The organism is Achromobacter sp. UMC46 (assembly GCF_014170335.1).
In the GTDB taxonomy this organism is placed as follows: domain Bacteria; phylum Pseudomonadota; class Gammaproteobacteria; order Burkholderiales; family Burkholderiaceae_B; genus Achromobacter.
In genome coordinates this window covers 603,711-622,775 of sequence record NZ_LZZS01000004.1, presented here as the reverse complement: position 1 = coordinate 622,775, position 19,065 = coordinate 603,711, and the positions used below count along the sequence as shown (strand labels likewise).

At 64.3% G+C, this 19,065-nt stretch carries 24 protein-coding genes; 9 read left to right on the top strand and 15 right to left on the bottom strand.

Going from position 1 to position 19,065, the window contains the following annotated elements:
• Positions 1-38 precede the first annotated feature (38 nt).
• A complete protein-coding gene (locus A9973_RS05740) occupies positions 39-665 on the bottom strand; it encodes an L-threonylcarbamoyladenylate synthase (RefSeq protein ID WP_183012786.1) in 627 nt (208 codons plus the stop codon).
• An 86-nt stretch (positions 666-751) separates the two neighbouring features.
• Between A9973_RS05740 and A9973_RS05735 the strand changes: the two genes are divergently transcribed.
• The 3 genes from A9973_RS05735 to A9973_RS05725 all read left to right on the top strand — a co-directional run bounded on the left by A9973_RS05735 (position 752) and on the right by A9973_RS05725 (position 3,090).
• Positions 752-1,606 carry a neutral zinc metallopeptidase gene (locus A9973_RS05735; RefSeq protein ID WP_183012785.1) on the top strand — a complete coding sequence of 285 codons (855 nt, stop codon included), beginning with the start codon at positions 752-754 and terminating at the stop codon, positions 1,604-1,606.
• Between the two features lie 186 nt (positions 1,607-1,792).
• On the top strand, positions 1,793-2,329 hold the full coding sequence (locus tag A9973_RS05730) for a hypothetical protein (protein WP_183012784.1): 537 nt from the start codon (positions 1,793-1,795) through the stop codon (positions 2,327-2,329).
• Positions 2,326-3,090 (top strand): DUF1828 domain-containing protein, encoded by a 765-nt coding sequence (locus A9973_RS05725; protein ID WP_183012783.1) that lies wholly within the window; start codon positions 2,326-2,328, stop codon positions 3,088-3,090. Before A9973_RS05730 ends, A9973_RS05725 begins: the two co-directional genes overlap by 4 nt.
• Here A9973_RS05725 and A9973_RS05720 read toward each other — a convergent pair.
• The 3 genes from A9973_RS05720 to A9973_RS05710 all read right to left on the bottom strand — a co-directional run bounded on the left by A9973_RS05720 (position 3,087) and on the right by A9973_RS05710 (position 5,103).
• Positions 3,087-3,359: a hypothetical protein gene (locus A9973_RS05720; RefSeq protein ID WP_183012782.1), complete on the bottom strand. Its 273-nt coding sequence runs from the start codon at positions 3,357-3,359 to the stop codon at positions 3,087-3,089. The genes A9973_RS05725 and A9973_RS05720 overlap by 4 nt on opposite strands.
• A 222-nt stretch (positions 3,360-3,581) precedes the next feature.
• Positions 3,582-4,247 (bottom strand): N-acetyltransferase, encoded by a 666-nt coding sequence (locus A9973_RS05715; protein ID WP_183012781.1) that lies wholly within the window; start codon positions 4,245-4,247, stop codon positions 3,582-3,584.
• A 121-nt stretch (positions 4,248-4,368) separates the two neighbouring features.
• On the bottom strand, positions 4,369-5,103 hold the full coding sequence (locus A9973_RS05710) for a helix-turn-helix transcriptional regulator (protein WP_183012780.1): 735 nt from the start codon (positions 5,101-5,103) through the stop codon (positions 4,369-4,371).
• A gap of 86 nt (positions 5,104-5,189) precedes the next feature.
• Here A9973_RS05710 and A9973_RS05705 point away from each other — a divergent pair, with 86 nt between their 5' ends.
• A complete protein-coding gene (locus A9973_RS05705; RefSeq protein ID WP_183012779.1) occupies positions 5,190-6,461 on the top strand; it encodes an MFS transporter in 1,272 nt (423 codons plus the stop codon).
• On the opposite strand, the gene A9973_RS05700 is transcribed toward A9973_RS05705, so the two are convergent.
• A complete protein-coding gene (locus tag A9973_RS05700; protein WP_183012778.1) occupies positions 6,421-7,053 on the bottom strand; it encodes an FMN-binding negative transcriptional regulator in 633 nt (210 codons plus the stop codon). The two genes, A9973_RS05705 and A9973_RS05700, sit on opposite strands and share 41 nt — an antisense overlap.
• 124 nt (positions 7,054-7,177) lie before the next feature.
• On the bottom strand, positions 7,178-7,372 hold the full coding sequence (locus A9973_RS05695) for a hypothetical protein (RefSeq protein WP_183012777.1): 195 nt from the start codon (positions 7,370-7,372) through the stop codon (positions 7,178-7,180).
• A gap of 217 nt (positions 7,373-7,589) precedes the next feature.
• Between A9973_RS05695 and A9973_RS05690 the strand changes: the two genes are divergently transcribed.
• The 4 genes from A9973_RS05690 (at position 7,590) to A9973_RS05675 (ending at position 10,329) form a co-directional block, all read left to right on the top strand.
• On the top strand, positions 7,590-8,276 hold the full coding sequence (locus A9973_RS05690) for a DUF3313 domain-containing protein (RefSeq protein WP_183012776.1): 687 nt from the start codon (positions 7,590-7,592) through the stop codon (positions 8,274-8,276).
• Between the two features lie 254 nt (positions 8,277-8,530).
• Positions 8,531-8,698 (top strand): hypothetical protein, encoded by a 168-nt coding sequence (locus tag A9973_RS05685; protein WP_183012775.1) that lies wholly within the window; start codon positions 8,531-8,533, stop codon positions 8,696-8,698.
• A complete protein-coding gene (locus A9973_RS05680; RefSeq protein ID WP_183012774.1) occupies positions 8,695-9,312 on the top strand; it encodes a YiiX family permuted papain-like enzyme in 618 nt (205 codons plus the stop codon). The genes A9973_RS05685 and A9973_RS05680 overlap by 4 nt, the downstream gene beginning before the upstream one ends.
• Before the next feature lie 27 nt (positions 9,313-9,339).
• On the top strand, positions 9,340-10,329 hold the full coding sequence (locus A9973_RS05675; protein ID WP_183012773.1) for a DUF4105 domain-containing protein: 990 nt from the start codon (positions 9,340-9,342) through the stop codon (positions 10,327-10,329).
• 12 nt (positions 10,330-10,341) lie between these two features.
• Here the strand turns inward: A9973_RS05675 and A9973_RS05670 are convergent, their stop codons facing one another.
• The 5 genes from A9973_RS05670 to A9973_RS05650 all read right to left on the bottom strand — a co-directional run bounded on the left by A9973_RS05670 (position 10,342) and on the right by A9973_RS05650 (position 13,995).
• Positions 10,342-11,883: a sensor domain-containing diguanylate cyclase gene (locus tag A9973_RS05670; protein ID WP_255469029.1), complete on the bottom strand. Its 1,542-nt coding sequence runs from the start codon at positions 11,881-11,883 to the stop codon at positions 10,342-10,344.
• A 179-nt stretch (positions 11,884-12,062) separates the two neighbouring features.
• Complete coding sequence (locus A9973_RS05665; RefSeq protein ID WP_183012771.1) at positions 12,063-12,527, bottom strand: carboxymuconolactone decarboxylase family protein; 465 nt, start codon at positions 12,525-12,527, stop codon at positions 12,063-12,065.
• A gap of 281 nt (positions 12,528-12,808) precedes the next feature.
• Positions 12,809-13,075 (bottom strand): hypothetical protein, encoded by a 267-nt coding sequence (locus A9973_RS05660; protein WP_183012770.1) that lies wholly within the window; start codon positions 13,073-13,075, stop codon positions 12,809-12,811.
• Positions 13,059-13,553 (bottom strand): hypothetical protein, encoded by a 495-nt coding sequence (locus A9973_RS05655; protein ID WP_183012769.1) that lies wholly within the window; start codon positions 13,551-13,553, stop codon positions 13,059-13,061. Before A9973_RS05655 ends, A9973_RS05660 begins: the two co-directional genes overlap by 17 nt.
• Positions 13,543-13,995, bottom strand: a complete 453-nt coding sequence (locus tag A9973_RS05650; protein ID WP_183012768.1) for a hypothetical protein — start codon at positions 13,993-13,995, stop codon at positions 13,543-13,545. The genes A9973_RS05655 and A9973_RS05650 overlap by 11 nt, the downstream gene beginning before the upstream one ends.
• A gap of 123 nt (positions 13,996-14,118) precedes the next feature.
• On the opposite strand from A9973_RS05650, the gene A9973_RS05645 reads away from it, so the two are divergent.
• A complete protein-coding gene (locus A9973_RS05645) occupies positions 14,119-15,141 on the top strand; it encodes a tyrosine-type recombinase/integrase (RefSeq protein ID WP_183012767.1) in 1,023 nt (340 codons plus the stop codon).
• Between the two features lie 9 nt (positions 15,142-15,150).
• Here the strand turns inward: A9973_RS05645 and A9973_RS05640 are convergent, their stop codons facing one another.
• From A9973_RS05640 to A9973_RS05625, 4 genes are all read right to left on the bottom strand, one after another.
• Positions 15,151-15,507: a phage tail protein gene (locus tag A9973_RS05640; RefSeq protein WP_183012766.1), complete on the bottom strand. Its 357-nt coding sequence runs from the start codon at positions 15,505-15,507 to the stop codon at positions 15,151-15,153.
• A 257-nt stretch (positions 15,508-15,764) separates the two neighbouring features.
• On the bottom strand, positions 15,765-16,949 hold the full coding sequence (locus A9973_RS05635) for a hypothetical protein (protein WP_183012765.1): 1,185 nt from the start codon (positions 16,947-16,949) through the stop codon (positions 15,765-15,767).
• Between the two features lie 2 nt (positions 16,950-16,951).
• Positions 16,952-17,614 carry a DUF2612 domain-containing protein gene (locus A9973_RS05630; protein WP_183012764.1) on the bottom strand — a complete coding sequence of 221 codons (663 nt, stop codon included), beginning with the start codon at positions 17,612-17,614 and terminating at the stop codon, positions 16,952-16,954.
• A complete protein-coding gene (locus tag A9973_RS05625; protein WP_183012763.1) occupies positions 17,614-19,065 on the bottom strand; it encodes a hypothetical protein in 1,452 nt (483 codons plus the stop codon). Before A9973_RS05625 ends, A9973_RS05630 begins: the two co-directional genes overlap by 1 nt.

The following is a 19,065-nucleotide window of genomic DNA, read 5'->3' as shown; positions in this document are numbered from 1 at the left end:
AGGGGCCGGCACGCAAGGCACTGCGGAGCGGGAAAGGATCAGGCAAGGCCGAGCGTGGCCGGGTCGCCGCGGCCGACGCGCACGACCACCGGGTCTTCGCTGGTCAGGTCGATCACCGTGGTCGGCGATTGCGGGCAGGCGCCCGCGTCGATGATGGCCGCCAGATCGTGGTCGTAGCGGGCGCGGATGTCTTCGGCGTCGTTCAACGCGTCCGTTTCGTCCTTGGGGATCAGGGTCGTGGAAAGCAGGGGCGCGCCCACTTGCTCAAGCAGGCCCAGCATGACGGCATGGTCCGGCACGCGGATGCCGATGGTCTTGCGCGACGGGTGCGAGACGCGCCGCGGCACTTCTTTGGTGGCTTCCAGAATGAAGGTCCACGGACCCGGCGTAGCCGCCTTCAGCAGGCGGTACTGCTTGTTGTCCACGCGGGCGAAGTGGCCGATTTCAGCCAGGTCGCGGCACAGCAGGGTCAGGTGGTGTCTTTCGTCCAGGCCGCGAAGGCGGCGCAAGCCGTCCGCGGCGTCCTTGTCGTCCAGGCGCGCGACGACGGCATAGCTGGAGTCGGTGGGCACCGCCACCAGGCCTCCATCGTTCAGCCATTGGGCTGCCTGCTTGAGCAGGCGAGGTTGAGGATTCGCAGGATGAATAGATAAATACAAGGCCATGGGATTATCCTAACACTCTTGAATGCCGCCCAGCATGGCGCGGCGATGCAAAATGGCGGGAACGCCGACCCGCCCGGAGAAACAGTATGCGCCTCGATGACTCGCGTGAAAGCGACAATGTGGAAGACCGACGTGCCAGCGGTCCACGTATCGGCGGCCGTGGAACCATCGGCATCGGTACGATAGTACTTGCCTTGGTGGCCATGTATTTTGGCGTGGACCCCAGCGTGGTCCTGCAAATGGCCGAAGGCCCGCCCCAGACCCAGCAGCAGGCGCCTGCCACCCGCCCCCCCGTCAACGATCCGCAAGCCCGCTTCGTGGCCAAGGTGCTGGGCGAAACCGAAGACACCTGGACCGCGATCTTTCAGAAGGATCTGAACCGCCAATATGTCGCGCCCAAGCTCGTGCTGTTCCGCGGCGCCACGCCCACCGCCTGCGGCACGGGCCAATCGGCGATGGGCCCGTTCTACTGTCCTGGCGACAGCAAGGTCTATATCGACCTGGCCTTCTTCGATGAATTGCAGAACAAGTTCAAGGCGCCGGGCGACTTCGCGCAGGCGTATGTGATCGCGCATGAGGTGGGGCACCATGTGCAGCACCTGCTGGGCATCTCGGACCAGGTGGATCAGTTGCGCCGCCGCAATCCGGCGCAAGCCAATGCGCTGTCCGTGCGGGTGGAACTGCAGGCCGACTGCTTCGCCGGCCTGTGGGCGCAACGCGCCAATGCCGCGCGCAACATTCTGGAAGGCGGCGACGTCGAGGAAGCGCTGGCAGCGGCCACCGCCATCGGCGACGACCGGCTGCAGAAGCAAGCCCAGGGCTATGCCGTGCCGGACTCGTTCACGCACGGCTCGTCGGCCCAACGTGTGCGCTGGTTCAAGCGCGGGCTGGAAAGCGGCAACATCAAGCAATGCGACACGTTCTCGGCCAGCGCGCTCTGACCCGCCGCTGACCCGCAATCACTCGCCCCACCTTTAGCTGTATGGATATACAGCTAAAGGGGTCATCCCGTCTTCATCTTGTAAGATTACGCCCCCTCGCACTGTTTGCGCGCATGAGTTCCCTGCGCCCTGTCGCGAGCGGCGCAGCGCATCCGTAGCGCAATTCCAAGACCCTAGATCCGTTCCATGGCCAACAAGTTCGAACCGTTAATCACCGTTGATGAGGTGCAAGAGATCCTTGCCGAACCCAAGGAAACCGTAAAACCGATCTCCTGGATCCCGAAGCCCGCCGCCAACAACATCCAATGGATGGAGTTCGCCAGCGCGTGCAAGGTCAAGGGCGACGTGCGCGACGATGTGATTTTCCGGGTGATCTACCGCGGTGCGCGCACCGCCGTGCATGGCCAGGCCACGATCTTCCTGACGGAAGCGTTCTGTGCCAGCCTTTTTGTCGGCCCGCACCGGGTGTTGGGCGTGGACACGGACGATTCCTTCCACACCAGCCTGATCGGCGTGGGCCGGCCACAGTACCGCAAGCCGCTTGCAGACCGCAGCCACGAACATATCTGGGTGGACGAAGGCGAAGGCTATGCCGAACCCGTCGTGCCCGCCCTGCACACTATCGGCGCGCTGATGCAGTATTTCTTGCCGCGGGCGAACCTGACCCTTGCCGGCGGATTCGCGCATCCCCTCAAAGGCCGCCAAATCGAACTGATCCTATGAGCACTTTTCTGGAAGCCTCCGGCTGGACCGTCCTGCCGGCCGGTGAACACGCCATACGCGCGGTATCCCCCATGACCCTGGGGCTCGACGGCCAGCATGCCGCCTTCTTCATTGCGCACCCGGACGACGCGTCGTTCTACCTGACCGACGCCTGTGAGACCTCGATGCATGCGTCCAGCTACGGCATCGAAGTCGGCGCCAAGCGCATCGATCTGCTGAACGAAACCCCGGGCGTCAGCCTGGCGCATTTCGACCGCGACGGCGCCATCGTCGCCTCGGGCCCCAACGAACAGTTGCAGGAAGCCTTGTGGGACGCCGTGAAGCTGGCCATGGCCTTGTCGTTCCAGTGCGCCAAGTGGATGCCCAGATTCAGCCAATTGCGCTTTCGCGCCCAGGTCGGCCGCGCGCTGGCGGAAGGCGTGGGCGCGAACCGCATGGTCAAAGGCGCGCGCGCCAAGGGCAGCAGCGGCCACACGGCGGACTTCGCGTTCGCAGTGCGCGCGGCGGGCAGCACGGCGCTGACCTATATCGAACCGATCGCGCTCAAGGCCGGCAAGAAGATGGATTGGACGCAGGTCTACCAGACCCACGGCAAGATGTCGGACGTGAAGATGGCGGACGCGCGCAATTCGCGCATGGTCATCCTGGAGGACGGCGCATCGGCAGAGGAATTCAAGAAGGCCGTGACCATCCTCGAACAGTCCGCCACGGTGCAGACGCTGGCCAAGACGCGGGACTGGCGGGAAGTCTTTGCCGGCTAGGACGACATGTTCGTCAGGCCGTCGACGATCTCGCGGCCATGCAATATGGCCGCGTGCACCGCTTCTCGCGGACTGAAGACGAAACCGCCGTCGGCGAAACGGGGAACCGGGTATTCGTCGCCGCCTTCCAGCACGGCGCCTGCCTGAACCACCATTACCGATGCGACGAATACGGGGCCGCTGGGCAGCGCCGGGATTTCAGCGTCCGCGCCCCGGGACACCTTGGCCGTCAGCCGGTATCCCTTGTAGATCAAGTTGTTCTGATGCACTTCGGATGCCCTCTTTCTCCAATCGAGCATACCGCGCCTGTTCATGACAGTTCTGATATGTTTTGTAACGCGGGCAGAAACTAGAAACATTGTTGCAGCACAACACCTGCGTCCCCGATTCTCAAATGCCAAGAATGCCGGCCGGGAATACGGCGCATCGGCAAGCCTGATGCGGCCTGCGGCCCGGCACGGCAATCTGGCCACCCCCTTCTTGCCGCTGCCTTACGGGGATTTCCCTAGGTCGTGTTGCGAAAGCGCATCGTCGGACGACGCCATGCCCGTCGCCCGCATGTAATCCGCCAAGGTCCAGCCGCGGCCCAGCAGGATCATCCGGGTGTGAAGGTCGTCCAGCACGCGAGGCTGCACGGCGGGCCCGAGATAGCGCAACTGCTTGCGCCGCAGCTCCACATAGCCTAGCTCGTAGTGCTGCGCCAGACCCATCCAGAGCCGGTGCGCGCCGGTGGATTGGCGGGCGCCGCTCACGATGCAGAGCCCGGCGTCCAGCCCCCAGCGGTACACCGCCGTCGCCAGCCCCATGCCTTGATAGGGCGCGGCGTACTTCGAATGCGGGGCGCGCACGTAAGGGTCGGCCCGCCTGCCCACTTCGATCAGCCGGTTGAACACCGTGTAGCCCGCCACGCGGTCCCGCCGCACATCCACCACATACACGTAATACTCGCCGTCGGCTTCGCGATAGCGAAGCACGATGCCAGGGATATCGGTCTTGACCTCCGGCAGCCCGTGCAAGCGATCCAAGGGACGATTCATCCGATCGTGTATGGCATCGAGTTCGGTCGCAACTTCTTCTGGAGCATGATTGACGTCAATGCGTAGTTCCGTCACGAAACGCGTGAAGGAACGGAATGCGTGCAGTGCCAACGTAGGCAAGGCCACCTCCTGTACAGGGTTGATAAACGAAAAAAAAGCCGCATTCGCGGCTGAGAATGGATGTGTGCGATATGCCGTCTAGAAAACGGAATCCGTCTTGATCGGCTTGAAAGAAATCGGACTATGCCGCGGCATGCTTGCCCTCTTGCCAGCCGCCGGCCGCTTGCGCGTCGGCCTTGCCGAAGAACGCGGGGAATTGCTGCGCCCCTTTACGCGTGACCGACAGCGCACGCGAGTCCAGGTCCTTCGTGATCCAGCCACGGTGCACCAGCGCATCCAGCAAGGCCGCGCCCAGCGCGCCCCCCAGGTGCGAGCGCCGTTCGCTCCAGTCCAGGCAGGCGCACGCGAAACGCCGGCGGCGCTGGCGTGCTTGCACGGCGTCCACGCCCACCTGCGCCAGCGAGGCCTCGCCCAGCGGCGTCAATACGTAGTCGCGACCATCGGCCACCAGCCATTGGCGCGCCAGCATCGCGTCGTGGATGCGCACGGCAAGCGTGCCCGCCATGTGGTCGTAGCACGTGCGGGCCTCGCGCAGCGCGGACGGCGTGTTGGGCTTGAACGGCACGCGCTCGGCGCCGGCCACGACAAGCAGGGCCTCCAGCGCGTGCGCGACTTCGCTGTTGGCCAGCCGGAAGTAGCGGTGCTTGCCCTGCACCGCCATGTCGACCAGCCCTTGTTCGCGCAGCCGCTGAAAATGGCTGCTGGCCGTGGACGCGCCGATATCGGCGGCCGCGGCCAGCTCGGTCGCCGTGCGGGCGCGGCCGTCCAGCAGCAGGCACAGCATGCGCGCACGGGCCGGGTCGGCGATGGCGCCCGCCACCCCGGATAGATTGATGTCGGCGAACTCGGATTCCATGATTCGCTGTAGACCAAAGTGTTGTGTGCAAGGCCTAAGCATACTGCGAGTCATCCCGATAAGACACCGGACACGTCCCAAATCCCATGCCCTCTGCCCAATCCTTCTTCGGCTGGAAAGTCCTTGCCGCCACGTTCACGCTGGCCGTATTCGGCTGGGGCGTCGGCTTTTACGGCCCGCCGGTGTTCCTGCATGCCGTGGTGCAACGCACCGGCTGGAGCGTGGCGCTGGTGTCCGGCGCCGTCACCCTGCACTTTCTGGCCGGCACGGTGGTGGTGGCGAATCTGCCCCGCCTGTACCGCCGCGCCGGCGTCCCGCAAACCACATTCGGCGGCGCCGTGCTGCTGGCGCTGGGGGTAGCAGGATGGGCGCTGGCCCAAGCCCCGTGGCAGTTGTACGTGGCGGCCGCGATTAGCGGCATGGGCTGGGTGGCGTTGGGCGCGGCGGCGGTCAACGCGTTGATCGCCCCTTGGTTCGTGCGGCGGCGCCCCGCCGCGCTGGGCATGGCCTACAACGGCGCCAGCGTGGGCGGCATCGTGTTCTCGCCGCTGTGGGTGTTCCTGATCGCGCAGGCAGGATTCGCGCAGGCCGCGCTGGGGGTGGGCGTAGTGATGGTCGTGGTGATCGCCGTGCTGTCGCGCAAAGTGTTCGCCGTCACACCGCAGCAACTGGGCCAGCCGGCAGATGGCGACGGCGCCGCCGTGGCGGTCGCTGCGGCGGCCGCCACGCAATCCCGCGTGGGCAACCTGTGGCGTGACCGCGCCTTCTTGACGCTGTCCGGCGGCATGGCGCTGGGGCTGTTCGCCCAGATCGGCCTGATCGCGCACTTGCTGTCGTTGCTGGCGCCCTTGCTGGGCGCGCAGTTGGCGGGTGTGGCGATGGGCGTCGCCACGGCGGCCGCCATTGCGGGCCGCACGCTGGTGGGATGGTTGATGCCCCCCGGCGCCGACCGCCGCAAGGTGGCGTGCCTGGCCTATGCCATCCAGATTGGCGGATCGCTCACGCTGATGATGGCGCCGGACCACGGCTGGGCGGTCTGGGCGGGCGTGGTGTTGTTCGGATCGGGCATCGGCAACGCGACCTCGCTACCCCCGCTGATCGCGCAAACGGAGTTCGCTCGCGAAGACACCGCGCGCGTCGTGCCGCTGATCGTGGCGTTGTCGCAAGGCGCCTACGCCTTCGCGCCCGCGGTATTCGGATTGCTGCGCGCCGCGCTGGAAGCAACGGGGCAGTCGATGGTGGCCTTCCTGGCGCTGGCGGCGCTGCTGCAAGCCGCCGCCATCGCCTGCTTTGCCGCCGGGTTGGGCGCATCCGCCTTCAGGCCAGCCCGCCCCGCCGCGCCACCAGCCCGGCCATGACGGCGTTGCCGCCCTCGCTCGCCAGCCCTTCCGCCACGCCTTGCCGATCGGCCGCCGTGCGGTTCTGGCTGACCTTCCATTTGCCTTCGATGCGGGATATCGGGATCTCGACACCGATGATGGCGCGCATTTGGGCGGCGATGAAATCGGGGGGGGCCTGATCCACGTTCCAGGGCTGGGTGCGCGCCTTTTCCTGGCTGTCGGTCAAGGCCTCCAGCTGGGCGCGCAACCACGCGGGATCATCCTGGATCACCGGCGTGCCCCAGACATGCACCGCCACGAAATTCCAGGTCGGCACGACCTTGTGCGTTTCCGCCTTGGTGGCGTACCAGGACGGCGTGATATAGGCCTGCGCGCCGTGGAAGACCACCAGGCATTCCTGGCCCGCCGCCAGATGCGCCAATTGCGGATTGGCGCGCGCCACGTGCAGCCGCAGCACGCCGTGCGGCCCTTCGGGATAAAGCAGACAGGGGATGTGATTGGCCATCAGCCCCCCCTCCCCGCTGGTCATGATGACGCCCAATGGATGGGCGCGGATGAAGTCGTGCTGAACGGCAAGATCATCTTCGCGAAAGGCGGACGGCAGATACATGATGGGCGGTCTGGTTGCAGGAAAAAACACAACATACCGCCTTCGTGGCCCCATGCACAGGGCCAACGGAATTCAGTTTTATGGAGCCAGAACAATGCCCTGGCACGGCTGGCGGGAAGGCGGCCTATCGTCGGACGCGCTCGTAGGCCTGGTTCATGTGGTCGCGTGCCTCGGTTTCACGCGCGTAGGCGCGGTCGTAGCTCGCCAGGCATCCCTGCGTGGGGTTGGGCCACTTGATCGCGGCGATCGCGGCGGTGAGTTCGTCGCGCGCACGTTGCCATTCCTTGACTGCGGCATACCATTCCTTGGCGGTGTCCATAGTTTTCTCCCTATGTGCACGCCTTTCATCGTAGACCCGGCGGCGCACGCGCGGACGCCTCGCCGCCACGGAAAAAAGGATGAGCTCCATTTCCCGAGAGGGTTTACCCAACCCCGGCCGCCCGGCCCCGGCAGAATCCGGCGCCGGCCGGCGCGAACAGGCAGATAATCAGAAATGCGCCGGCACGGATGCCGCCAATGTCTGGAAAGGAACGCTCATGACCTCCCGATTGACCTTGGCCGCCGGCTGCGCCGTCATCGCCCTGGCGGCCTGCACCAACCTGCCCCGCGCGCAGGACTATTCCACGTCGCTGGGCGAAGACCAGGCGCAGCTTCAGCCCGATCCGGCGTGGAGCGCCGGCCGCGTCTGGACGCGGCCCGGCCCGCCGATCGGCAGCGTGTACGACAAGAAGCTCGTCATGGAACCGGTGACTTACATTGCGGGCGACCGTCCGGACGAGCTGGATTTCAAGGACAACGCCGTCTTGCGCGAGCGCGTGCTGGCCTACATGAACGAGGCCGTGCGCCGCGAGTTTTCGCAAGCAGGCTATCAATTGCTGGACGCTCCCGCGCCGCATGCGCTGCGCATCCGGGCCGCGATCACGGGCACCTTCAAGAACGACCGCGATCCCCGGGCGATGGAGTACATTCCGATCGGTTACGTAATCGGGCAGACCGCCAAGGCCGCGGGCTACCGCGATCAGTCGGCGCGCCTGCTCATCGAGGCCTCGGTGCGCGACGCGGGCACGAACGAACTGCTGATCGCATCGGTGGGCACCGTCACCGGCAGCAATCTTCCGCCCGACCAGAAGCCCACGCCAGACGACGTGCGCTCGGCAATCGATGATTGGGTGCGACAGGTGCGCCTGCAGTTCGACCGCAATTGGCAGGCCGCCAGACCCTGACGGCAAGCGCGCGCGACGCTGCTGCGCCTGATCCGCCGATCCGCGATAACATGCGCCGCCACGCCGCAAGACCGCCTGCCGTCGAGTGGGCGATCGGGCAATCACCGCAAGCGGGGAACATTCCTGGCGCCCAAGCGGTCCAATCCCCGAAATTTTTCCTTGAAAATCACGATGTGATGAATATTGACGTCAACCCTCACTTACTCACGGCCACGGCTAATGCTACTGTTCCGCCTGTGCAAGGAGTACAAGCAATGGATCAGAAAACGAAGCCCTGGGCTTTTCCCAAACCCCATCCGGAAAACACCCCACGTGGTGAGCGCAACAAGCAGGAGTTCGATGCTCCCGCCGAAACCAAAAAGCCTGCGCCGAAACCGCGCAGCAAGAAAGAACCGCCGGCAGTCAGCCGGGCGCGTTCATGACCTTGCCGGCCTGGCCACGCGCCGCCGCCCTGGCCGCGCTGTCCTCGCTTTCCCTGGCCGCCGCGGCCGCCCCCGATGTGCAGACCGGCGACCTGGTGTTCCAGCAATCACGGTCGGCCCAAAGCCTGGCCATCCAGCAAGCCACGCACTCCCCCTACAGCCACATGGGCATGATCGTGATGCGCCAGGGCCGCCCCTACGTGCTGGAGGCCGCTGCCCGCGTCAGCTATACGCCGCTTGACCAATGGGCGGCGCAAGGCGAACGCGGCCACTATGTCGTCCGGCGCCTGCGCGACGCGGCGCGGCTGACGCCCGCCGTGCGCGAACAGTTGGCAGCAGCGGGGGCCGCTTATGCAGGCAAGCCCTATGACCTGGTGTTTGCCTGGTCGGACGACAAGATCTATTGCTCGGAACTCGTCTGGAAAATCTACCAGCGCACGCTGGGCGTGGAAATCGGGGCGCTGGCGCCGCTCAAGCGGTTTGACCTGAGTTCATCGGCCGTGCAGGCCAAGCTGCGGGAACGGTACGGCCAGGACATCCCCTGGGACGAACCGATGATCTCGCCGGCGGCCATGTACGAATCGGACCTGCTAGCAACGGTCGCCGACCGCTGACCCTTTCCCGGAGCGCCCTTGATCCCCATGGCCGCGTCCCTCCTGATTGGCATCGCCATCGCGCTGGCCGCCGCCTGGGGCGCACTGGCGCTATGGGTGCGCGCGCCCGTGCCGCGCGGCGCACGGGCGGCGCTGACGCTGGTCTGGCTGGCGTCGGCGTTTGCCGCCATCGCCGCGCTGGCCTGGCCGGCGTGGCAGCCTGCCTGGTACGCGTTTGCCGCCGCCGTCATCGCGCTGCTGGCCTGGTGGCACACCCTTCGGCCCTCCAATGATCGCGACTGGATACCCGAAGTCGCGCGGCAGACTTATGGTGAGATAAACGGCAACCAGGTCACGCTGCACAACGTGCGCAACTTCGACTGGCACTCGCGGACCGATTTCACGCCCCGCTGGGAAACGCGGCATTACGCGCTGGACGCGCTGCAATCCGTAGACGTGGCGCTGTCCTACTGGAGCCGCCCCGCCATCGCCCACGCCCTGGTGTCTTTCGGCTTCGGCGACGACCGCTACATCGTGTTTTCGGTTGAGATCCGGCGCAAGCAGGGCGACCGCTTTTCAGAGGTCGGCGGCTTCTTCAAGCAGTACGAACTGAGCGTCATCGCGTCCACCGAAGAAGACAGCCTGCGCGTGCGCACCAACGTCCGGGGCGAAGACGGCTATCTGTACCGCGTCCACATGCCGCTGGATGCCGCGCGTTCGCTGTTCCTGGCGTATGTGGACAGCGCGAACCGCCTGCGGGACACGCCGCGCTTCTATCACACGCTGACCGCCAACTGCACCACCATCGTGTTCCAGATGGCGCGGCGCATCGTGCCGGGCCTGCCGCTGGATTTCCGGCAACTGGTGTCGGGCTATCTGCCTGAGTACTTCTACGATCTGCATGTGCTGCAAGGCGCGGGCAGCGCCACGCAATACCGCCGGCTGGGCCGTTATACGGACCGCGCGCGCGCCAATGCAACGCCTGCGACGTTTTCGCGGGACATCCGGCAAGGCGTGCCGGGCATAGACGCCTTGTAGTTCGAAGCCAAGCTAAGCGCCCCAGACCACCACTTTGTTCCGCCCCGACGCCTTGGCTTGATACAGCGCCTGGTCCGCGCATTTCAAGACGGCGCCCGGGTCGTCCCCGTCGTCCGGCCAGCGGGCCGTCCCGATGGAGACCGTGACATGCCCCACCCCGCCCGGCATCCGATGCGATTCGGTCGCTTGCCGGATCCGTTCGGCGACGCCTCTTGCCGCCTCCGAGGACGCGCCGGGCATCAGCACCAGGAACTCTTCTCCGCCCACCCGGCAGCCCGCGTCTTCCGTCCGGATCGAGTCGCGCATAAGATCCGCCAGCGCTACCAGGACCTGGTCGCCGGCGGCATGGCCGAAGGTGTCGTTGATCCGCTTGAAATGATCCAGGTCCAGTGCCAGCACGGCAAACGGCTGACGCGTGGAGAGCAAGCGCGAGATCTCGCTGGAGACGCCGCGCCGGTTCAACAGGCGCGTCATCGGATCCGTCATGGTTTCGGCATTCAGCTTGCCGATCTGCTGCTCGTGCAGCGCCATCGTGAAGCTGACCGCTTCACGCAGTTGTTCGGCCTCGAAGTAGTTGGCCTGCACCGACTGGATCAACGGCGCCGCTTGCGCACCATCGCCAGACTTCATCGCGCCCGCCAGGATCGCCAACGGCCTGGCGATCCAATACCCCATCGCGGACACCGCCAACAGCATGACCAGCGCCGCGGGAACGGAGTACCAGAAGATCCGCCACATCAGGCCATGCAGCGGCTCCAGCGTGGCGGCCAAGGGCCGTTGGACTATCACGCCCCAACCGCCGCGCTGCATGCGCGCGTAGCCGGCCAGCATGTCCACGCCCAGGCTGTTGGTGATCGGCATCGTTCCGGACTCGCCGCGCTGCAGGGCCTGGATGGCCGGGTTCTGACTCTGGTTCGTTCCAATCCAGCGCGGCTCGCGGTGATAGATGATCTTGCCGTCCGACCCCACCACATAGACGTACGAGCCGTCACGGTAGAAGTGTTCTTCCAGCAGCTTGTCCAATTCCGTGTTGTGCTGAAGGTAGACCGCCGCCCCTACAAAGCCCTGGTACGTTCCTTGGGCGTCCTTCACAGGTTCGGTCAACGCCACCGTCCACAGCCCCTGCGAAGACAGATAGGGAGGCGTCACGTTGCGCTCCTGCGCTGCGCCCCGAAGATCGATCCCGGACGTTGTACGGCCCTGCTTTTCGGTGCCTGGCAGCTGCGACGCATACGCCACGATGTCCCCCTTCGCATCGACGACCGCCGCCGCGATGACGCCGTCGGACTGCTCGGCGACGCGAAGCACTTCCTCGTCCATCGCCGCCGGCTTGTCCATCATCGACGCCACCCGACTGGCGCTGGCCGTCAACTGCTGCTGGAGTGCGCCGATGTACAGGTCCACGACCTCGGCAAGCTTCACCGCATAAGCGCGATTCGCCTCGAGCGTCGTGGCGACCAATTGTTCTTTCTGCACGTGATATGCCGCGAACAGGGCATTGGCGAAGGCGACGGTGCCGCTGAACACCGACAGGCCGACAATAAGTTGAAGCAACGTGATCCTGGGCTTGCGCAAGCGGCCTCCTGATAGTCCGTATCGGATTTTCACGGGCCGGACCCCATCCGGCCCGCTTTTTTATCAGATACGTTCTAGCATCTCGAAGGCGGATCATCCACTAGAACACGCGCGGCGCGAATCAAAAAACAACAGGTCGGCGGCAAGCCTGTGCGGCATCAGGCCTGTTCGGCGGCGACGGTCGCGGCCGGCGTGGCGCGGAACGACACGCCCAAGCGGTTGAACGCGTTCATCAGCCCGATCGCATAGGTCAGGTCGGCCAGTTCCTTGGCGCTGAACTCGGCCGCCGCCGCGGCATAGTCGTCATCGGGGACCCCAGTCTCAGACACGCGCGTGACCGTTTCCGCCCAGGCCAGCGCCGCGCGTTCACGGCTGCTGAACACGGCGCCCGCCTCGGGCCAGACCGGAACCAGCACCAGCTTGTCGACGGTAACGCCCGCTTTCAGCAAGTCACGCGAATGCATGTCGATGCAATAGGCACATCCGTTTATCTGCGACACTCGCAGATAAACCAAGTCGATCAACGCTTTGGAAAGTCCGCACTTTTGAAGGTAGACGTACACGCCGCCGAGGGCTTTGTAGCCGTCGGGCGATGCAGTGGCGTAGTCGATACGTTGGCTCATGATAGGTCCTGTGTTGGCTAGTTCAGAAAGGCTATCTTGCGCCATCATGGCCCAGCTTTCCAGAGCCATAAAACTCATTTCAAACTAGGCCATAACTCTCAGTTACCGGCACCGTCCGGGCCTACCCAAGGCAACCACCCGATCCCCTGGATCGACCTTAAGCGCCGCAGAGCGTGCGCCAGGTCGCATTGCCATCCCGGATCTGCCGCCGAATGGGCGCCGGGGTAGCCTCCACCTGCCCCACATCATCGAAATAGATGGGTCTGGCATGTTCGCAGAATTCAACGCCGACCTTGGCCGGCGCCGCGCACCCAGTCACGCCTGAGCTCATCAGCAATAGCGCCATCGTCCATGCGCGCAGTCTGATCCTGCACATCTCGTACCTCCTTGCGGGCTTGGTCAGCCTGCTCATTGATCCGCGCCGCGTACTCCTGGCGCTCTACCGCGCGCCCGGAACTGCGCCCGCGCAGATAGCTGATCAAAAACAAAGCAACCGCGAACGCAGCGGCCGCCACAACACTTTTGAAGTGCTTAAGCCGCGCCCACATAGCCGCCCCCCGCTGAGGCCGCGGCCTCGGCATAAAGCGCCGGCCACGTGCGCGGGTGCGGTTTGCCCGGACGCCAAGTCCGGGTGTAAAGATTCCAGGCGCCCTGCACATCGCCTGCAGCGGGCAAGCGGGCGGAATCTGTCCAGAGCAGCAACCTGGCGAACGCAGCGGCCAACACGTCGTCAGTTTCCAATGCGTTGTAAACGGACGCGGCCGCGGCCTCCACCTGCCGCAGATCGCATACATGCCGTGCCCGGTCCCGGCTTGCCGGATGCGTCAATACGCCTCGCACGCCGCCGCCGCGCTCAAACTGCCAGAATCCACGAGCGGGTCCGCCGATCTGGCGGCGGTGTAAAAAACGGCTTTCTTGCAGGCCGATAGCAAGCAACATGACGCGAGCCGCCACCGAGTCCATGTTGGCTGGCAGCAAGGCCAAGGCGGGGCCGATGGCGGTCTTGTTGATGATATTAAGGTCCATGACCGCCCCCGTCCGAGTGCATGCCCAGCACTTTGTCGCGCAACTCGGCCACCCACTGCAGCACGCCCTTCTGCCGCATGCTGGCCATCCACCGCATGTAGGCGCCCAGCACCCACCACGCCGGCAGCCCCGCAAGCAACATGCTCGGCCCCAATACATAGAACTTAGCCAGCAACGCATCGTCCGTGCCGGCGCCGTTGCGGGCTAACCACGTCATCGCATCCATCAAACCCGGCTTCCAGGCAATCACGGCGCTTGCAAGCGCTGGACCAAACAGGAACGAACAGGCAACCGTGGACACAGTGCGAACGGTGAACTCGCGTACGGTGTGCGGCGGCATGATCAACAGGCCAAGCATGGCCGCCACTGCTGCGGGAATACCGTACGCCATTGCGACTTTCAAGGCCGCGAGGCCTCCCAGCCCCGTAGATCCTGGTTCCATAGATGTGCTGCTCCTGAAGACGGTTCGCATGATTGCCTGCCGTTTGGACGAAAGCGCCCCCCGGGGCCGTCCTGTTCAAATAAGAAAAGCGGATATGCGTTACAACCTGGGGCTTTTGCTTCCATGAAACCCTGGTCCCGCCGTCAGCCCCGCAGAAAGCCCACGCCCACCTTGTCCGAAGCGCTTGCGCGCTATTTGGTGGAGGTGTCATCGACGAAAAAGGGTCATACGTCCGAGGTGTCGATCGCACGAATCTGGCGGGCCACTCGGTTGGCAATTCGGCCGGTTGACCGCATCCGCAGCTCTGATCTGATGGAACTGCGCGATGAATGGCTCAAGGAAAAAGCGCCGGCCACCGTAGTAAGACGGATGGCGTTCCTATCCCACGTGTACACGGTGATTCGGAAAGACTGGGGCTTTGACCAACTGGCCAATCCCGTGCAACTGGTTCGGCGGCCGGCGGTCGACGATGCCCGGGATAGACGGCTGTTTGACCGCATTACGCTGCGCGGGATCTCCGATGACCAATGTCCGCGCAAAGAGCTGGATTGGATCATCCGCGCCACGCGCTCCCCCGAGCTTCCGACCATCCTGACCGTGGCAAAAGAGACAGGCATGCGGCGGTCAGAAGTCGTGGGAATACTCCGAGAGAACTTGGACATGATGCATGGGGTCGTTCACTTACCTCACACGAAGAATGGCCGCGCACGCGATGTGCCCTTGACCCCAAGGGCGCGTGAAACACTAAGACGCTGGCTCACGGGAAAGCCGATGCGGGGTCGCATTTTCTCAATGCAGGCCGGATCGGTCACACGCGCATTCATTCGCGCCAGGCGGCGAGCCCGACAGCACTACGAGGGCATGTGCCGGCAACTTGGCCGCCGACCCAACGCGGCCTACTTCCGCGACCTGCGCTTTCATGACTTACGCCACGAGGGCACCTCGGAACTCGCCACGGTGTTCGAGATGCACGAATTGGCCAAGGTCAACGGCAACGTCGACACGCGCATGCTGCTGCGGTACTACCACCCGCACGGGCGCGAGCTTGCGCAAAAACTTGCGCGCAGTGCGCTCGGCAAGCGACAACTCGATGAAATGCGCAGGGAGCGCCAAGCGGATTTCGACGCTCTGCCGCTTGCCGCTTAGCGCGGTTTTCTACGACACCGCAACTGCGCCCTGTGCCGACTGCTGCGGCGGGACATCAGTGAGCCAAGCGGGAAGAGGCCCCCAGCCCGGATAGCTGACGGCCACGCCGTCGACGGTATGCACGTTGCCCAGCGTGTACTGTTCGCCCGTTTCCGCGAACCACAGAAACGTATCGCGATGGTCCTCGACCAGCCCCCACTTATCGCCTTCGCGGCGAGGCCTACTGCCGACCTCGGCCACCGGCGGCGCGTCCAAATAAGCACCAAACGGAATATTGAACGATCCGGGTGACAGAGAGAGCTCATTCGCCACGGATTCGTAGAGGTACAGACCATTGCTATCGGTTTGGTATACAGTTTTCTGCATGTATTTTTCTCCTAAAAATGAAATTTGCACTGCAAATGCGAGATTGCTAGGGAACCGCCAAGCAGACCAGGTGCGCGAGCACCGGCATGGGATGTACTTCGTCGGTGGCCAGCTTGCATCGGGATCCACCTCGTCTCAGATCGGCCCACAGGGTTCACTCTCCGGACACCTGACGGCCTTCTACGGCGGCTCCGAAACCCGCGGCGTAAACACTGCCTACCACCCCCGCATCCATACCTAACGGTTTCGCGCGCCGCCTATGCATGGATGCGGGGGCAGTAAGCGGCATTGGCCGGGCGGGTTTCACCCGACGTGCGGGCCACCCTGGAAAGGTCGAACGTGACCAGGTCCGCATTTGCCGGCGAGTTATCTGACGTTAGCAATGTGGACGCTCCAGGGCCGCCACCGCGAGACGTCAAGGAAAACGCGCCGGATGCCGCGGTTATTGCACCCCACGCGGATGGAATGGGCCGGCCCTGCAGGGTGCCAGTTCCATTCTGCATCGCATCCCTCTGCAGGCTGCCGAGCACCCTTGCATTTGCAGTGTCAGCGTCAGTTCCCGTAAAGCGGCGGAACATGTTGCGCAAATCAGGAACCCGGAATTGATTGGCATCCACGTCCACAAAGTAGTGCGCGCCAGGATTCGCTGTCCATGTCGCCTGGCTAACGACAAGACTATTTTCCCGGGCATAGCCCCACAACCCCGCATAAGCCGCCTTCGGCAGGACACCTCCCACGGCATCAATCTCGCTGGGCAGCGGAGTGATGGTATGGCCATCCAACGGACGACCACAGATAGGAGAGCGGTAGCCGTTGAAATAGCTGGATGCCGACCAGATCCAGATCTCACTGCATTCCGCCACGATGATCGGACCGATGTCCTCCGTGGGCAACGCAGTAATGGAGAAAATCCTGGGGAAATTCCCCGCCACAAAGGCCGTAGTGGCCAGACGAGTGCTCCGATCTGCGCTGGGCGGCGTAGGCGCAGTGGGCGCACCCGCCAAGGCGGCGGACAGCAAAGGCGCAGCGCCAATGTCCGTCAATACCTGGGCTGCCGTTCGGGCGGCGTAAGCGCCCGTACCATTGCCCGTCAGAAAAGACCCTGCCGGAACGGTCGCCAGACCCGACCCGCCCCGCGCCACCGGCAGCGTGCCGGTTTTCACATTGCCGGCATCCAGGTTCTGGATCGCGTGGCTTAGTGCGTCGCTCCCGCCTTCCTGTAGCGGCCGACCCGTCACCGCAGCCAGGCCGTCAAGCTGCTTGTATAGCCAGCTCAGGCGCTCGTCGGTGGTCTGTTGAACCTTGTTGAACTGTTCCACCGAAGGCGGAACGGACCCGATATAGGACCAGCCGGTCTTGTATTGCAGGTCAGTAATGCCTTCCGTCAGGCCGTTCTGCGCCCAGGTCGACTTGAAGAGATCGAAGAAAGTGGGATCTGCCATTTTTAGATACCTCGCGCCAGCACGCCGACGCCAAAACCATGGAAACCTTGTTCGCGAAAGCCAAATGGCTTTTCCGTCGAACCGGTGATGAGTTGCACGCCGATACCGGCGGCTTGCGGGACCCACTTGTAGGGGTTGGCCATAAGGGGATCATTCGGACCAGGAATCCGGCTGACCCAGATGCGGATCTTTGCGTTGCCCGCGTTTTGCACGATCACGCGGGACACATCAAAAATCGGTTTAAGGGAGCTCGCGATTTCCGGCGCGGTGCCGTGCCCGTTGTTCAGGGCGATCTTCCAGTACAGAAGCTTGCGGTACTCGGCATCAAGCAAGGTGGTGGATCCGGCAACCGGGCGTTCATGGGATCGCCGGAAGCGGGCCTCGCCAAAGCCGCCTGCGTTGGGCTGATCCAGAAAGCCGAAGAAGCGCACATACAGCGTTTCGTCGACCACCCGCGGCAGGCCCACGATTTCACCGATGCCGTCGAGCTGCTTGCCGACCGCCGTATCCAACCAACGGTCTTCGTACAACCCTCGCAGCGCTCCTTGCAGCCCGTCGGCGGGCTTGAGCAGCGCCTTGACCAGCGCTTCCAACCGCCGCTTGGTCTGGAACTGGCCCAGCCAATGACCCCAGGCCATTTGTGCGTGGTCTTGAGTCAGATCCATCAGGTCACCTCGATGCGCGACAAATCAAACGCAGCAACCTGAAAATCCTGGATCGCCACGTTGGCGGCGCGGTAATCCGACGGCGCGGGCACAAAAGCCGCGTCTGGCGAAAACGCCAGCGTCAGGTCCACCGATGCCAGACCCGTACTGCGGTAAATCGCGCCGTACAGACGTTGCAGGATGACGTCTTCACCGATGGCAAAGGCCTTGCCCACTATGGCCAGGTTGTCCGCGATCTCCTGGAAACCGTCAGGCGGAAACGCCTGCTCGGATGGCGGCAGCAAAGTGGTCACGCAACGCACCCAAACGTAGACCTGCTCCGGGCGGTCGAAGCGGATACGCTGATCTGCACCATCCGCATCCTTGATCACCACCAATTGCTGGCCATGCGTATCGATGCCGGCTGCGACCACCCCGAACAGCGCGTCGGCCACTTCATCGTCCAGGCCGCCGTCAACCACTGCGTGGACACTATGCGGAGGCCGGCCCAGCGCGTCCGGCTCGTCGGTGTTGTTCATGAACACTTTGACGGTACGTACACCGGCCACCCGGTCGCGCACGTTCGGCGCGATGCTGGGCAGTGTTGCCGCGCCCAGACGGAACAGGCCGGTGGGGTAGCGCGCACGGAGTTCGGCGGCGTTCTCGGCCAACCTGCCCGCTACGCCGGGCTGCAGGTTGTCGACAGCGGTCCAGCCATCCACCTGCGTGACGATCCCGTTCAGGTCTCCTTCCGCAGCGCCCTCGGTCGATGCCTGCGCGGTCTGAACCAGCGCAGGTGACCCCAAGCGGGCCAGGCTCAACGCTGCAGACCAGGCCAGCGCGGCCGCGCTGCGGCCATCGGTATGAATCCGCACGGCGGCGCCGTCGCTGGAGACCGCCAGGCCGCTGGCTGACAACGCCGTGACCAATCCCGCCAGAATCTGCGGCAGGTTGGTCGTGGCGCCGCTTGTGTAAGCGTAGGCCTGGCCATCGATCGAAACGCGATACTCGGTGTTCGTCGCAACAACGGGTTGAAGCGTCACATCGGCCGCCGCACCGGCAAGAATCTGCGTTGGCGCAGCCAGTTCCCACAGGTTCTGGCTGACGCGATGGCGGATTTGCGCGCCGGCCCGCACAGTGGTTCCGGCGTCGCCATACAACACCACATAGGCTCGGGAGGGCTCGTCCTGGTAGCGCGCCACGCCCGTAAACGACACGGAGCGGTCCAGTGACACTCCCGTGGCGGAGCCGGGATACATGGCGTAGTAGACGCCTTCAGCCTGCTCCCACAAGGTGGCTTCGCGCTCTGCGAAGGTATCAATCAGCAAGCCGGTGATGCTGTCGGGGCGGGTCTCTACCGCCCCGTTAAAGCCGGCCGATTGCATGCGCGCACGCAAGTCCGCCACGATCTCCTGTCGAATCTCGGGAAGGCGCGGACGCACGAACCCGTCCGGTGTGACACCGTAGGCCAT